This is a genomic window from Tateyamaria algicola, assembly GCF_047715485.1.
GTDB lineage: Bacteria > Pseudomonadota > Alphaproteobacteria > Rhodobacterales > Rhodobacteraceae > Tateyamaria.
The window spans coordinates 2,659,751-2,673,470 of record NZ_CP180422.1 but is presented as its reverse complement, the minus strand read 5'-3'; the positions used below and the strand labels follow the sequence as shown (position 1 = coordinate 2,673,470).

Annotated in this window: 14 protein-coding genes; 4 read left to right on the top strand and 10 right to left on the bottom strand. The window is 60.1% G+C overall.

The genetic code is table 11. The annotated features are described in order from the left end of the window. Positions 1–8: 8 nt before the first annotated feature. Complete coding sequence (locus ACMHLQ_RS15650; protein WP_415401637.1) at positions 9–830, bottom strand: DUF6473 family protein; 822 nt, start codon at positions 828–830, stop codon at positions 9–11. Between the two features lie 151 nt (positions 831–981). Between ACMHLQ_RS15650 and ACMHLQ_RS15645 the strand changes: the two genes are divergently transcribed. Further along, complete coding sequence (locus ACMHLQ_RS15645) at positions 982–1,857, top strand: 3-hydroxybutyryl-CoA dehydrogenase (protein ID WP_415401636.1); 876 nt, start codon at positions 982–984, stop codon at positions 1,855–1,857. A 63-nt stretch (positions 1,858–1,920) separates the two neighbouring features. Here ACMHLQ_RS15645 and ACMHLQ_RS15640 read toward each other — a convergent pair whose 3' ends face one another. From ACMHLQ_RS15640 to ACMHLQ_RS15610, 7 genes are all read right to left on the bottom strand, one after another. Further along, positions 1,921–2,778, bottom strand: a complete 858-nt coding sequence (locus tag ACMHLQ_RS15640; RefSeq protein WP_415401635.1) for a lysophospholipid acyltransferase family protein — start codon at positions 2,776–2,778, stop codon at positions 1,921–1,923. Between the two features lie 61 nt (positions 2,779–2,839). Further along, on the bottom strand, positions 2,840–3,109 hold the full coding sequence (locus tag ACMHLQ_RS15635) for an HPr family phosphocarrier protein (protein WP_415401634.1): 270 nt from the start codon (positions 3,107–3,109) through the stop codon (positions 2,840–2,842). A 3-nt stretch (positions 3,110–3,112) separates the two neighbouring features. Next, positions 3,113–3,508, bottom strand: a complete 396-nt coding sequence (locus tag ACMHLQ_RS15630; protein WP_415401633.1) for a PTS sugar transporter subunit IIA — start codon at positions 3,506–3,508, stop codon at positions 3,113–3,115. Next, positions 3,505–4,398 (bottom strand): RNase adapter RapZ, encoded by an 894-nt coding sequence (gene rapZ, locus ACMHLQ_RS15625; protein WP_415401632.1) that lies wholly within the window; start codon positions 4,396–4,398, stop codon positions 3,505–3,507. The genes ACMHLQ_RS15630 and rapZ overlap by 4 nt, the downstream gene beginning before the upstream one ends. Next, the gene (locus ACMHLQ_RS15620) at positions 4,398–4,808 is read right to left on the bottom strand and encodes an HPr kinase/phosphorylase (protein WP_415401631.1); all 411 of its coding nucleotides are present in this window, start codon (positions 4,806–4,808) and stop codon (positions 4,398–4,400) included. The genes rapZ and ACMHLQ_RS15620 overlap by 1 nt, the downstream gene beginning before the upstream one ends. Before the next feature lie 5 nt (positions 4,809–4,813). Then, entirely contained in the window at positions 4,814–6,532 is a 1,719-nt protein-coding gene (locus ACMHLQ_RS15615) for a sensor N-terminal transmembrane domain-containing protein (protein WP_415401630.1), read from the bottom strand. 11 nt (positions 6,533–6,543) lie between these two features. After that, entirely contained in the window at positions 6,544–7,245 is a 702-nt protein-coding gene (locus ACMHLQ_RS15610; protein ID WP_415401629.1) for a response regulator transcription factor, read from the bottom strand. A gap of 348 nt (positions 7,246–7,593) precedes the next feature. Here ACMHLQ_RS15610 and ACMHLQ_RS15605 point away from each other — a divergent pair, with 348 nt between their 5' ends. After that, the gene (locus ACMHLQ_RS15605; protein ID WP_415401628.1) at positions 7,594–9,192 is read left to right on the top strand and encodes a phosphoenolpyruvate carboxykinase; all 1,599 of its coding nucleotides are present in this window, start codon (positions 7,594–7,596) and stop codon (positions 9,190–9,192) included. Positions 9,193–9,197: 5 nt separating this feature from the next. Here the strand turns inward: ACMHLQ_RS15605 and ACMHLQ_RS15600 are convergent, their stop codons facing one another. Continuing rightward, complete coding sequence (locus ACMHLQ_RS15600; RefSeq protein ID WP_415401627.1) at positions 9,198–9,779, bottom strand: hypothetical protein; 582 nt, start codon at positions 9,777–9,779, stop codon at positions 9,198–9,200. Positions 9,780–10,011: 232 nt separating this feature from the next. Next, positions 10,012–10,905 (bottom strand): helix-turn-helix domain-containing protein, encoded by an 894-nt coding sequence (locus ACMHLQ_RS15595; RefSeq protein WP_415401626.1) that lies wholly within the window; start codon positions 10,903–10,905, stop codon positions 10,012–10,014. Positions 10,906–11,090: 185 nt separating this feature from the next. Between ACMHLQ_RS15595 and ACMHLQ_RS15590 the strand changes: the two genes are divergently transcribed. Both ACMHLQ_RS15590 and ACMHLQ_RS15585 read left to right on the top strand, forming a co-directional pair. Next, a complete protein-coding gene (locus ACMHLQ_RS15590; protein WP_415401625.1) occupies positions 11,091–11,450 on the top strand; it encodes a helix-turn-helix domain-containing protein in 360 nt (119 codons plus the stop codon). 563 nt (positions 11,451–12,013) lie between these two features. After that, positions 12,014–13,702: an acyl-CoA dehydrogenase family protein gene (locus tag ACMHLQ_RS15585; protein WP_415401624.1), complete on the top strand. Its 1,689-nt coding sequence runs from the start codon at positions 12,014–12,016 to the stop codon at positions 13,700–13,702. The last annotated feature ends 18 nt before the right edge of the window (positions 13,703–13,720 follow it).

The window sequence follows — 13,720 nt, the reverse complement described above, 5'->3', positions numbered from 1 at the left end:
GTCCTGGCCTAGAGCATGGATTTCAGAACAGGGCTCAGCGCGTCGGCAATGTCGCGGTGCACCTGCGGCCCAAGCATCTGGCGGGCAACGGGCGCATCCATCTCCGAAAACACCATGCCATCCGTCGGCGCGGCCATCGCTTCGGGTGAGGCGACAACTTCGACATATTCGGTCGCCATGGGAATGACGGTGTTCAGCATGTCACGCGTGACAAAGGCCGGATCGGCATCGATGCAGTCATCCATGTCTTCCGGTGCCCGGTCACTGGCCCACAGCAGGATGGTCTTGCCAGGAATCTGGCTGAGAACCAGACGCATCCGTGCAGCCCAGGCCGCCCGCAATTCTTCCACCACGGGCTGGAACCGCTCTGGCGACACCAGATTCAGGCGTTGCAGCATGTGATTGGTAAAGTTGAACTCGGCGAAATCAACATCCCGGTAGATGGCGCGCAAGAGCGCCGATGCCTCGACAAACCGGTCGTTGCGGCGCGGATGCACACGGTAGAACCTGTTGGACATGTTGCGCGGGCTGGTGATCTGGATCACCGTCGCTGCCGCCATTGTCGACACTTCGCGCAGATAGGGATCGGTTGCGAACACGTCCACACCGCCATTCAGACTGCCAAAATTCACGCATGTCTTTCCCAGCGATGCCTCGATCAAGTCTGGAAATGGCGTTTGTATGAACTTCCCATAGGTGGTCGTGCCACCAAAGAACGCAACAAATGGCTGATCCAGTGACCGACGCGGCCCGCGAAACAAAACCTTGGAATTGCCGTAGCGACACGGCAAGTAATCAAGCCCTCCCGGACCCAGTACATCAAAACTCATGAGACCCACTCTCAATTTATCACCCATGTCCATTTTGACATGCAGTGTTTGCGATTCCCCTAACGAAACATGACGATTTTGAGGCAGCGTCAACACTTGCCCCTCACCGCGCCCTGCCCCTATGGTGCAGCGGCTGTCAGAAAGGACCATCATGGACATCAAGACCGTCGGAATCGTAGGCGCGGGACAAATGGGCAACGGGATTGCGCATGTGATGTCTCTGGCTGGGTATGATGTGTTGCTGAACGATGTCTCGGGTGACGCGCTGAAGGCGGCGATGGCAACCATTGATCGCAATCTGGAGCGGCAGGTCAGCCGTGACAAGATCACTGCCGAGGACAAGGCCACGGCGATGGCCCGGATCACGACCACATCGACGCTGACCGACCTTGGCAACACCGATCTGGTGATCGAGGCCGCAACCGAGCGCGAGACCGTAAAGCAGGCCATCTTCGAAGACCTGGTTCCCCATTTGCAGCCCCACACGATCCTGACGTCCAACACGTCCTCCATTTCGATCACGCGACTGGCGAGCCGGACGGACCGGCCCGAAAAGTTCATGGGCTTTCATTTCATGAATCCCGTGCCCGTGATGCAATTGGTCGAATTGATCCGCGGCATTGCGACGGATGCGGAGACGTTTGATGCCTGCCGGGTGGTGGTCGAGAAACTGGGCAAGACGGCGGCCACGGCCGAGGATTTTCCCGCCTTTATCGTCAATCGCATCCTGATGCCCATGATCAACGAGGCGGTCTATACGCTCTATGAAGGGGTCGGATCGGTCCAATCCATCGACTCGTCGATGAAGCTGGGGGCCAATCACCCGATGGGGCCGCTGGAACTGGCGGACTTCATCGGTCTGGACACCTGCCTTGCCATCATGAACGTGCTGCATGACGGGCTGGCCGACACCAAGTACCGCCCCTGCCCGCTGCTGACGAAATACGTGGAAGCCGGGTGGCTGGGGCGCAAATCCCAGCGCGGTTTCTACGACTATCGGGGCGAAACGCCTGTTCCCACGCGCTGACGGTCTTTGACACAAAGACCGGCGGGAAACCGACACGGTTTCCGCGGTGCGCCTATGTGCGCGTCAGTCTTTCAGTGCAAGCGTATGCGCGCGCAACCACGCCATGAAGCCGCGCGGATCATCCTTCCACGCCTCTACATCGCCCTGGGGAAGCGCATGGCCAACGATGGGCCCTTGTGGCTTGTTCAACGCATGCACGATTTCGTGCAGCAACAGGCCCTGGCGCAACATCGGCGAGACCTGATTGGCAATCTGGTAGGCGCGGCTGTTCTGGCCCGGGAACTTCATCGGCACCACGGTCGCCCCGGACCGGCGGATCAGCTGGGCGGTGAACACGTTCCACTCTGCCTCGACCGCGGGGCCCCACCAGGTTTCCGAGGCGGCCACGCCCCCTGACGGAAACAGGGCAACCACGCCGCCAGCCTTGAGATGCGCCATCGCATGGGCGCGCATCGCCACGCCCTTGCGTTGTGCATCGGGGTCATGCGGAAACGGCACCGGGATCATGAAACTGCCCGCGACCTCGTCAATCGCCGTCAAAAGCGAGCGGGTCAGGATGCGGTAATCCGGGCGTACACGCCCAATCAGGTCGGCAAAGATCATGCCATCGACCATCCCGTGGGGGTGATTGGCGACGATGATCACGGGCCCTTCCTTGGGGATGCGATCAAGCTGCGACTGGGGCGTGGTCAGCTCGATGCCCATCACGTCCAGACAGGCGCGCCAAAAGGCCTGCCCCTGCGGCGCACCCTGGCGTTCAAACTTGCGGATCAGACGCAGGATGGTCAGCTTGCCGGTAAAGGCCTCCATCACCCGGATGAAGGTCGCCTTCCACGGATCTTCGAACGTGGATGCATATGACAGGCTGCGCCGGTCATACTTGGCAAAACTCACGGTTTCGGGCTCTGCCAGTTTGGTCATGTTATGTGTGCTATCGACCAAGGGTTCGCCACCTTCTTCTCACGTGCCGCACGCGGCTGGCTCAGGCCTCTTCTCCGAACTTGTCGGCCACCAGGGCCGACAGCGCCTCCGCCAATGCGTCCGCATCCGGCCCTGAGGTTTCAACGTCAATAAAACTTCCCATGGGCGCTGCCAACATCAAAAGGCCCATAATGCTGTCGCCTGATGCAGACATGCCATCCTTGTTGACCGTTGCGCGGGCGTCAAAGGCTTCAACCACCTCGACCAGCTTGGCAGAGGCGCGTGCGTGGAGCCCCTTGATGTTCACGATTTCTAATGTGCGTTCGGTCATGGATTATCTGTCTGTCGTAATATTCTGGCTATCAATGTACTTCTTGCCTGCATCAAGCGCCACGCGGACGGCGTCAGTCACGTTCATTTGGCGGCTTTTGGCAAGTTTGATCAACATGGGCAAGTTCGCGCCGTAAAGAATGCGGCGGTTCTGCGGGCGGCAGGCCAGCAGGCTCAGGTTGGAGGGCGAGCCACCGAACAGATCCGTGACCACCACCACACCTTCGCCGGTATCGACGTCATTGGCTGCTGCACAAATCTCGTCTTCCTTGGCCTTGCGGTCGTGATCGGGCTCGATCGCAATGGCGCGCATGCCCGGCTGATGGCCAACGACGTGTTCGATGGCCCTCAGGTACTCGGCAGCCAGACCCCCGTGGGCCACGATCACGATTCCGATCAAGCTGATGCCTCTTCGCGTTTTCGGCGATCCAATTCGCGATGCCGAATAGACACCTGCCAGCCCGCCTCTGCAAGGGTCGCCGCCAAGGTTTCCGCCATCGCGACCGACCTGTGTTGCCCGCCGGTACACCCGAATGCAACCGACAGGTGCGATTTGCCTTCATCGAGGTAGGCCGGCAACTGCCACAGCAGCATATCGCGCAGCTTTTGCTCGAACGCGGCCGCGCGCGGGTCAGTCCAGATATAGTCGCGTACAGCGACGTCCTGGCCCGTACTGGCGCGCAGACCGGGCTCCCAAAACGGGTTCTTCAGGAACCGGCAGTCAAACACCATGTCCACCGAACGCGGCAGCCCGCGCTTGTAGCTGAAACTCTGGATCGAGACGGCCAGCTGGCTGTGATCGCCGGGGGAATACCAGTGTTCGACCTCGGCGCGCAGCTGGTGGACATTCAGTTGCGAGGTGTCGATCAGAACATCCGCCCGCGCGCGCAGGGGGGCCAGCAACTCCAGCTCTCGCTGGATACCAGCCTCGACCCGGTCCGCTTCGGCCAGCGGGTGCCTGCGGCGGGTCTCGGAAAACCGGTTCAGCAACACGTCCGTGCTGCAATCAAGGTACAACAGCTCGGGCATCAGGTTCGGCACGGCGGCAATCTGGCCAAGCGCGTCCATGATCGCGGTGACCGAAAAGTCACGATTGCGCGGGTCGATGCCCAGTGCGACGGGTTTGTCGGGGATCGGATTGTCCAACAGGGCGCGGATCAGGCGCAGGGGCATGTTGTCGATAGCCTCGTAGCCGAGGTCTTCCAGCACGCGGATCGCGCTGGAGCGTCCTGCACCGGACGGGCCGGTCACAAGAACAAGACGGCGGGCGGCAGACATGGTGTCGGTCATCACGGATCCCTTCTTCCGCCCTTGAGATATTGCACGATCGCCGCGGGCCAAGCCGGACTATCCGTTTTGTGTAGACAGGCAAGTTTCACCCCGAGAACGCTGATCTCATGGCGCTCGGGCAGACGTTTTGTTTCCACCCGATCCATGTCGATGGCAAGGACAATCGGGGCGGGTGCGCTTTTTGCTGTGAGGATACCGACGGAGCGGGCTTCGATCAGACCCTGGATGCTGTCCGGCGCGCGGGCCCACAGCGTGTCCCCGTCGCGCGACAGTTCGGTCTGATCATCCGAGATCAGCACGGCACCGTGGGCCAACAGCATCAGCGCGAGGCTGGATTTGCCGCTACCAGCCGCGCCCGTGATCAACACGCCCTGACCGTCAAGAGCGACGGCGCTGGCATGCACGCGCATCGCGCCTAGACCGGCAGGCCCACGACAAAACGCGCGCCCAGCGGTTCGGACGTTATGTCAGCATCCGTCGGGCGGATGTTCTCGGCCCAGATCACGCCGCCATGCGCTTCGACGATCTGTTTGGAAATCGCGAGGCCAAGGCCGGAATTGTTCCCGAAATGCTCTTCGGGGCGTTGCGAGTAGAAGCGCTTGAAGATCTTGGTCAGGGCCTGATCCGGGATGCCGGGGCCTGTATCCTCGACCACAATCAGCACGCGGTTTTCGCGTTTGCGCGCCCAGATGCGAATGGCATCGCCGTCCTCGCAAAAGGAAATGGCATTGGTGATCAGGTTGACGAAAACCTGCGCCAGCCGCGCCTCAAGCCCCTGGACGTGGATGGGATGGGCGGGCAGGTCGGCGATGAATTCTATCCCCTTGCTGCGCGCGTCCTCACCCAGATACTGGCCAAGGTTACCCAGCATGTTCAAGAGGTTGAACGACTCTTCCTCTTCCTTCACCAACTCGCTGTCGAGGCGCGAGGCGTTGGAGATGTCGCTGACCAGACGATCGAGACGACGCACGTCATGATCAATCACATCCAGCAGTTTTTCGCGCTGGTCGTCACGTTTGACCATGCGCAGCGTCCCCACTGCGGACCGCAGCGAGGCCAGCGGGTTCTTGATCTCGTGGGCCACGTCGGCGGCGAACTGTTCGTTGCCGTCGATCCGGTTGTAGAGGGCGGCAATCATGCCGCGCAGGGCGCCGGACAGCCGGCCGATTTCATCCGGCCGCGCGGTCAGGTCGGGGATGCGGATGCGACCGGGGTTCACCTTGCGGGCGTTCTTGTCGCGTCCCAACTCGGCCGCGGCAGCAAGGTCGGCCAAGGGGTTTGCGATGGTCGACGCCAGCACAAGGCTGAGGCCGATGGACACGAGGGTCGCAATCACGAACATCTGCAACACCCGCTCGCGTTCGTTGCGCACCATGGCGTCGATCTCGCCCGCGGCGCTGGTCATGGCCACCACGCCAACGGCTTCACCAGCCTGCTGGATCGGGGTCACGACCGTAAAGACCGCGCCACCAGCGCTGTCCAGCCCCTCGCTCACCTGCGTCTTGCCGCCGAGGCTGCCCGCGACTAGCGGGCGCAACTGTTCTTCTACCGATGGCGTTTCTTCGGGAGCCGAGGCAAAGGGGCGCGATACGATGTTCCACACCCAGCTCAACCCATCTGTCAGCAGCGCCAGATCATCGCCGTCCGATTGCGGCTGAAGCGGGGCCAGCGTGCCCTGACTTTCGGCGATCAGCGCATTCGTGGTGTCAAAGACATAGACCGTGTGACGTTCGCGCAGATCGAGCTCGGACAGGGTCTCATCGACATCAATGCCATCCCCCGTCGCCAGGTTCACCGGCGCACCCGCAGGCAGCTTGGCCTCGATCACATCGGCCACCAGTTCGGCCTGCGCCACGAGCGCCGAGATACGCTGCACGGCCAGGCTGTCGCGCGTTGAGTTGAGGTAGAGGATGCCGGCGACCAGGACATTCAACGCGATCAGGTTGAACGTGATGATCTTGCGCGCGAGCGGCGAGCCACGCAAAGAGAAGAGACCGCGCCGCGCGCGGCCATCCCTCAACTCCGACGAAGCCGCCGTTTCCGGGGCCACCCAGTCTTCCCCCAGCACGACGTCGCCGTCATGCGATGGTGGGGTGCTCATGTCTCGCACAAATGTCCCCTCGGCCAGTGCCATGGTCAGCGCTTTTATTCTTCGTTGTAACGGTAACCGATGCCATAGAGCGTCTCAATCGCCGAGAACTCATCGTCCGCACTGCGCATCTTCTTGCGCAAACGCTTGATGTGGCTGTCGATCGTGCGGTCGTCCACATAGACCTGATCGTCATAGGCCACGTCCATCAGCTGATCGCGGGATTTCACGAAACCGGGGCGTTGGGCCAGGGCCTGCAACAGCAGGAATTCGGTCACGGTCAGCGACACATCCTTGCCCTTCCAGGACACGGCGTGGCGCAGCGGATCCATGCGCAAATCGCCGCGATCCATCACCTTGGTTTCTTCGGTATCGCCAACGACATCGCCCGCCACCGCATCCTGACGGCGCAACAGCGCGCGAATGCGCTCGACCAGCAGGCGTTGGGAAAACGGCTTTTTCACATAGTCGTCGGCGCCCATGCGCAGGCCGAGGACCTCATCGATCTCGTCATCCTTGGAAGTCAGGAAGATGACCGGCATCGCGGTCTTCTGGCGCAGACGCTGCAACAGGTCCATTCCGTCCATGCGCGGCATCTTGATATCCAGAACCGCCATGTCCGGCAGACGCTTGTTGAACGCGTCCAGCGCGGCCTGGCCATCGTTATATGTTTCCACCTCGAACCCTTCGGCCTCGAGCGTCATGGAGACGGACGTCAGGATATTCCTGTCGTCGTCCACCAATGCAATCTTTGACATTGCCTGTTTCCTTGTGCTGCTCGTTACTTTTATTTTTTCCGCCATTGTTCAGGTTTTGGCCTTTCGAATCAATCAATAACTGCGAATCAGGCATGGAATGCCCCCACACTCTCGCCACAAACTGGTTAGGAATGGCTAAATTGCCGCACATTCCCGCCTAAGGTGTGCCCGATCCAAAGCGTGTTTGCGCAACCGGTGGCCATGGTGGCGCTAACTGGCCTTTGCCCATCTGTTCATACGTTCAAACAGCATGTTAAGACGCCGGAACGGGGCGACGTGATGTCGTTTCCTGGCCTTGAGCCAACCCTCTGACACGAAAGGCCGCCGCGCGGCTTCAGGAGATTTCACATGACATTTGGACGGGTAAACCCGCAGTTCCGCCTCGAAGATCAAGGGATCACAGGGCTGGGCGATGTCTATTACAACCTGATAGAACCAGCGTTGATCGAACATGCCCTGGCCCGCAAAGAGGGGTCACTGGGCAAAGGCGGCACCTTTCTGGTGACCACCGGCAAGTTCACCGGCCGCTCTCCCAAGGACAAACATGTGGTCAAAACGCCCAACGTGGCCGATCACATCTGGTGGGAAAACAACGCCGAAATGTCGCCCGAAGGGTTCGATGCGCTGTATGAGGACATGCTGGCCCACATGCAGGGCGGCGAGTACTTTGTACAGGACCTGACCGGTGGCGCCGATCCCAGCTATGCGATCAACGTGCGTATGGTCACGGAAATGGCCTGGCACGGCCTGTTCATCCGCCACATGCTGCGCCGTCCGGATGCCGACGACATCGCGGATTTCGTTGCCGATTTCACCGTGATCAACTGCCCGTCCTTCCAGGCGGACCCGGCGAGGCACAATTGCCGGTCCGAAACCGTGATCGCGATGAACTTTGAGCGCAAGCTGATCCTGATCGGCGGCACCGAGTATGCGGGCGAGAACAAGAAATCCGTCTTCACCCTGCTCAACTACCTGCTGCCCGAACGTGGCGTGATGCCCATGCACTGCTCAGCCAACCACGCCCATGGCAACCCGGTCGATACGGCGGTGTTCTTTGGCCTGTCCGGCACCGGCAAGACGACACTGTCAGCCGATCCGGGGCGCACGCTCATTGGCGATGACGAACACGGCTGGTCGGATCGCGGCACCTTCAACTTCGAAGGGGGCTGTTACGCCAAGACCATCAACCTCAACGCCGAGGCCGAGCCCGAGATCTACGCCACCACCGAAAAGTTCGGCACCGTGATCGAGAACATGGTCTATGACCCCGACACCAAGGATCTGGATTTCGAAGATGACAGCCTGACAGCGAACATGCGCTGCGCCTACCCGCTGCACTATATCTCGAACGCATCGGCATCCGCCCTGGGCGGGCACCCCAAGAACATCATCATGCTGACCTGCGACGCATTCGGCGTCCTGCCCCCCATCGCGCGGCTGACACCGGCACAGGCGATGTATCACTTCCTGTCGGGGTTCACCTCGAAAGTGGCGGGCACAGAGCGGGGGGTAACCGAGCCCGAGCCCACATTCTCGACCTGCTTTGGCGCGCCGTTCATGCCGCGTCGGCCCGAGGAATACGGCAAGCTGTTGCAGGACAAGATCGCCAAACATGGCGCGACCTGCTGGTTGGTGAACACCGGCTGGACCGGCGGCGCATACGGCACCGGCAGCCGCATGCCGATCCGTGCCACACGGGCGCTGTTGACGGCGGCGCTGGACGGTACGCTGGCGGCGGGCGAATTCCGCAAGGATGCGAACTTTGGCTTTGACGTGCCTGTGTCCGTTCCGGGCGTGGCTGACATCCTGCTGGATCCGCGCCGCACGTGGGATGACGGGGCCGCCTATGACCGGCAGGCGGCAAAGCTGGTCGACATGTTCTCGAACAACTTTGCGCAATACCTGCCGCATATCGACGACGACGTGCGGGCGGCCGCGATCGGCTGATCCGCTCAGGCGGCTTCGGGCATGACGTCGCCCAACGGAATATCCAGCAGGTATTCCAGATCCTCGCGGCTGTTATAGGCCAGGAACGTATCGATGGGCGCATCGCGCCCGTCGATCACCCATTTCAGCGCGCTGGGTTCCAGATGCATGTAGCCGATGCGCGCGGCAAAGCCCTTGAACGCCACCACGTTCAGGATAAAGCCATAGATCCAATCCGGGTCCCACCGCTGCATCATCTCCAGCATCCCAGTCCGTCCCAGGACAGGCGCAAGGCCGACACCGCGATACTTGCCGCGTTCCGGGGCCACCCAGAATTCACCATGATACGCTGCCGTACCTTCGATCTTGTGTGTGCCGGGTGTGGCGCGAAACCGTGAACGACGCAGATCCACACCTTTCAGCGGCGGTGGAAAGGCGCGAAATTGACGCAAAAGATAGCTGCTGAGCGGTCGCGCGCCCAGTCGGATCCGTTTCGCGGCCTGCGTGTGGATCAATTCCCCGTCCTCATTGCGGCCAATCATCCAGAACGCAGTTGATTCGCTCAATTCGTGAACCGACGGATCGAAGGGCGCGCCAAGTTTCTGCATGGGTCTTTCTTGCGCAACTATCTCACTGTATTCGTCAAAATCACTGCCAATCGTCAGTTTAATACCCTGGGCGACCAGAATATCGCGGCTTGTCGCAATAAATGGCGCCGCATTTGCAGAAAATTGAATCGTCATCCGTCGTCTCCTTTGCCCGGCAAGGACAAAGTTAGGACAAACAGACATAAATTACCCGAAAATATCTCGCGCCATAGTGGTGCAACCTATGGTCGTATTACGGTCCTAATCGGGCTATTTCCTCAAAGCAGGCATTGGCAGGGTCGAAATTGGGTGGATCGATATCGGTGATGGCCGCGCGCTGGGCTTCGTCCAGTTCCTCGATATTCACATTCGAGGTCGGCACAACAAGCGTTAGAACAGCCGGAGACCTGTCGGGGAAAAAGCCGGCCATCATGAGACGCTGATAGACCATCGTCGCCTGACGTTCGTCGTGGCGTTCGGGCATCCGGGTGTACACGTGGTCAAGCCTCGCCGCCTGCGTCGTTTCGATATCGTGAAAGGCTTGGTCGAGGATTCGGCCAAACTCTTCGCCCGCGGGCAGCCGTGCAATCGGACGGCCGATGCTGGACCGGGCGTAATCACGGCCAAACCAGTTCACATAGGCCGACTGCTCGCCAAACTCGACACAGATCCAGCCTGCATCCGTATGCCGATAGACCATCAAATATGGGCGGACATGTGCCAAGCAGGGGTCTTCGATCTCGCAGGACGCCATGGTCCAGGCGCGGTAGGTCTCTCTCAACAGCACCGATTCGTCGCGCCAGATGCGCCCGATGGGCTGCTGCTGCTGATAGAAAACCCAGTCGCCTTCCTGCGCCTTGAGGTACTGCAACGCCCCGCGCGACCCGGTCTGACCCTTGGCCCAGGCCTTGGCCCGCAGCAGCAAATCCCGCGCCTCCGGCAGGGCCGCCTCACCCGCTTCGGTCAGCTCATATCGGCGGTCGTTAACGCAAAATAATTGTTCCCCACGCAGAACTTCCAGTTGAGCGATGTGGCGTCGGACAGTCTGGCGCGTGCTATTCAGTTCAGCCACCGCATGCGACAAATTCAACGTCCGCGCCAACGTGGTAAACGAGCGGATCATCTCGAATAGCAGGGGCTGGTTCATTTCCGTCAGACTTGTCACAGGGGCATTCACATTCGGCCTCAATGTATGATCTGTAATACTATAAAGTTAAACGGATCATACAACAATGCAACATTTACGTGTGCTATTCGTTCATATCTAGTCAATTGAACGAGGTTGCGCGATCAACGATCACTCTGGTTGAAACAACCGGAGGTAAACAGTTCATGTCGCATCCCGTCGACGTTCACGTTGGAAAACGCCTGAAACAAATCCGCACGCTGCGCCGCATGTCGCAAACCGATGTGGCCAAACGTCTCGACCTGTCGTTCCAGCAAATTCAGAAATACGAAATCGGATCGAACCGCGTTGCTGCCAGCCGCCTGTTCGAGCTGTCGCGCATTCTAGACGTGCCGACATCCTATTTCTTCGAAGGCCTGATTGACGCAGACCCGGCCCCGCGCCGTGACAACGGCATGGATATCGTCAACGCCCTGGCCGCAATCGAAGACGAAAAGATCAAATCGCAGATCGTCACCTTTATCGAAGACGTGTCCGGCCTGACGGTTGCACGCCGCGCATCCTGATCCGTAAACGACCCACGGATCCGGATCGGACTCACGTTTAACAGTGCTGCTTTCTTAACAAGTTCTGCGTGATCCGACCCAATACCTTACCGCTCAGCCATTGGCCCAGAAGGGCCAGCGCATTCATCGCAAGGCTGAGCGGAAGGAATTCGCACCCCAAAACATCCAACGATTTACGCGCCTTTCAGCGTAATCGCATCAGGGCCGTAATAATAACGGCGCATACCCTGTCGACTGTTCCAGTCTCAAATAGAATTTGGAAGACCCGTTGCGCGTCGACACAGCGCGGCGTCTTTGTGCGACTCCGCCGCCACGGACGCGGTCAGGGCAACAACACCTTTGACCTCCCTGCCGAATGGCGCAATCATGTCAGCCTCCGGCCAGATGCCAAAGACACGCACATAAAATCCGACTGCAACGCGCCCTTGGCATCCGATCTGCGCTGCAATGCAATATAACGCCACGCAAGAATAGAACAAATAGCCGCAGTCAAATGAATATTTGTTGCGCTGCACCTGCGAACTAGATAGTGAGACGCGGAACCTGAGATGAGGACAAAACCGATGGCACATGACGGACAGGATTTGGGCGGGGTGACCCCCGTATTGCTGGATGATCTGCTGGCATTGACAGGCGCGGCCATTGCCCCTGTCGAAGCGATCACAGAGCTTGCACGCACCAAACTGCGCACAAATCTGAGCGTGGATGGCCGTGTCTCGAGCGCGCTGGTCGAGGAAAACCAGACCGCTGCTCATGGGCTGGCGTGGCTTGCGACCTACACCGAATCCCTGCGTCAAATGCACAAATGGGCCACCGCGCTCGAGGAACAGTCCAAGTTCGGCGAAGTCGAAGCGCTGATTCTCCAGATCACCTTTGGTGAATACCTCTGGCAGGTCTATGGCGGCATCCAGATGAACCAGGGCGAAGTGCTGCGTTTGCAGGACATGGGCCTCAGCCAGGACGATATGCGCGGCATGATGGACCCCGCCGTGATGACGCTGACCCAGGGCGGCAACACCCAAGCCGCGCGCATCCGCCTGGTCGAGCTGATGCAGGAACGCAGCGCGGAAATCACCGTGGGCGCCTCGGGTCTTGATGAAGAGCTCGAGATGATCCGCGAGCAATTCCGCCGTTACGCCGTGGAAAAAGTCGAACCCTTTGCCCATGACTGGCACCTCAAGGACGAGTTGATCCCGATGGAAGTCATCGAAGAACTCGCTGAAATGGGCGTCTTCGGCCTGACCATCCCCGAGGAATATGGCGGCTTTGGCCTGTCCAAGGCGTCGATGTGCGTCGTGTCCGAAGAACTCAGCCGCGGCTATATCGGTGTCGGCTCGCTCGGCACGCGGTCTGAAATCGCAGCCGAACTGATCATCGCGGGCGGCACCGAAGAACAAAAGCAAAAGTGGCTGCCGCAACTGGCCAGCGCCGAAACCCTGCCCACGGCGGTGTTCACCGAACCCAACACAGGCTCCGACCTTGGCAGCTTGCGCACCCGCGCGGTCAAAGACGACAACGGCGATTACAAGATCACGGGCAACAAGACCTGGATCACCCACGCCACCCGCACGCAGATCATGACGCTGCTGGCGCGCACCGATCCCGACACGACCAACTACAAGGGCCTGTCGATGTTCCTCGCCGAAAAGACACCCGGCGATGATGCCAACCCATTCCCGACCGACGGGATGACGGGCGGCGAGATCGAAGTGCTCGGCTATCGCGGGATGAAGGAATACGAACTGGCCTTCGACGATTTCCACGTGAAGGGCGAGAACCTGCTGGGCGGCGAAGAGGGCAAAGGCTTCAAACAGTTGATGGAGACGTTCGAATCGGCGCGCATCCAGACGGCGGCCCGCGCCATCGGCGTGGCGCAATCCGCGCTCGATATCTCGATGCAATACGCCCAAGACCGCAAACAGTTCGGCAAATCCCTGATCAACTTTCCCCGCGTCGCAAACAAGCTGGCGATGATGGCGGTCGAAATCATGGTGGCGCGGCAGCTGACCTATTTCTCGGCCTTCGAAAAGGACGAGGGGCGGCGCTGTGATGTCGAGGCCGGGATGGCCAAACTGCTGGGCGCCCGCGTGGCATGGGCCGCAGCGGACAACGGGCTGCAAATCCACGGCGGCAACGGCTTTGCGCTGGAATACAAGATTTCTCGCGTTCTGTGTGATGCCCGCATCCTCAACATCTTCGAGGGTGCCGCTGAAATCCAGGCCCAGGTGATCGCGCGCCGTCTGCTCGGCTAGGCGGGGCGTTTTCCGACT

What these genes read in the sequence shown, in the direction of transcription:
- ACMHLQ_RS15610 (WP_415401629.1), bottom strand. Translation starts at nt 7,245, where the DNA reads ATGTCAAAGATTGCATTGGTGGACGACGACAGGAATATCCTGACGTCC.
- ACMHLQ_RS15595 (WP_415401626.1), bottom strand. Translation starts at nt 10,905, where the DNA reads ATGAACCAGCCCCTGCTATTCGAGATGATCCGCTCGTTTACCACGTTG.
- ACMHLQ_RS15635 (WP_415401634.1), bottom strand. Translation starts at nt 3,109, where the DNA reads ATGACCGAACGCACATTAGAAATCGTGAACATCAAGGGGCTCCACGCA.
- ACMHLQ_RS15590 (WP_415401625.1), top strand. Translation starts at nt 11,091, where the DNA reads ATGTCGCATCCCGTCGACGTTCACGTTGGAAAACGCCTGAAACAAATC.
- ACMHLQ_RS15620 (WP_415401631.1), bottom strand. Translation starts at nt 4,808, where the DNA reads ATGCGCGTGCATGCCAGCGCCGTCGCTCTTGACGGTCAGGGCGTGTTG.
- ACMHLQ_RS15615 (WP_415401630.1), bottom strand. Translation starts at nt 6,532, where the DNA reads ATGGCACTGGCCGAGGGGACATTTGTGCGAGACATGAGCACCCCACCA.
- rapZ (WP_415401632.1), bottom strand. Translation starts at nt 4,398, where the DNA reads ATGACCGACACCATGTCTGCCGCCCGCCGTCTTGTTCTTGTGACCGGC.
- ACMHLQ_RS15650 (WP_415401637.1), bottom strand. Translation starts at nt 830, where the DNA reads ATGAGTTTTGATGTACTGGGTCCGGGAGGGCTTGATTACTTGCCGTGT.
- ACMHLQ_RS15640 (WP_415401635.1), bottom strand. Translation starts at nt 2,778, where the DNA reads ATGACCAAACTGGCAGAGCCCGAAACCGTGAGTTTTGCCAAGTATGAC.
- ACMHLQ_RS15600 (WP_415401627.1), bottom strand. Translation starts at nt 9,779, where the DNA reads ATGCAGAAACTTGGCGCGCCCTTCGATCCGTCGGTTCACGAATTGAGC.
- ACMHLQ_RS15645 (WP_415401636.1), top strand. Translation starts at nt 982, where the DNA reads ATGGACATCAAGACCGTCGGAATCGTAGGCGCGGGACAAATGGGCAAC.
- ACMHLQ_RS15585 (WP_415401624.1), top strand. Translation starts at nt 12,014, where the DNA reads ATGGCACATGACGGACAGGATTTGGGCGGGGTGACCCCCGTATTGCTG.
- ACMHLQ_RS15605 (WP_415401628.1), top strand. Translation starts at nt 7,594, where the DNA reads ATGACATTTGGACGGGTAAACCCGCAGTTCCGCCTCGAAGATCAAGGG.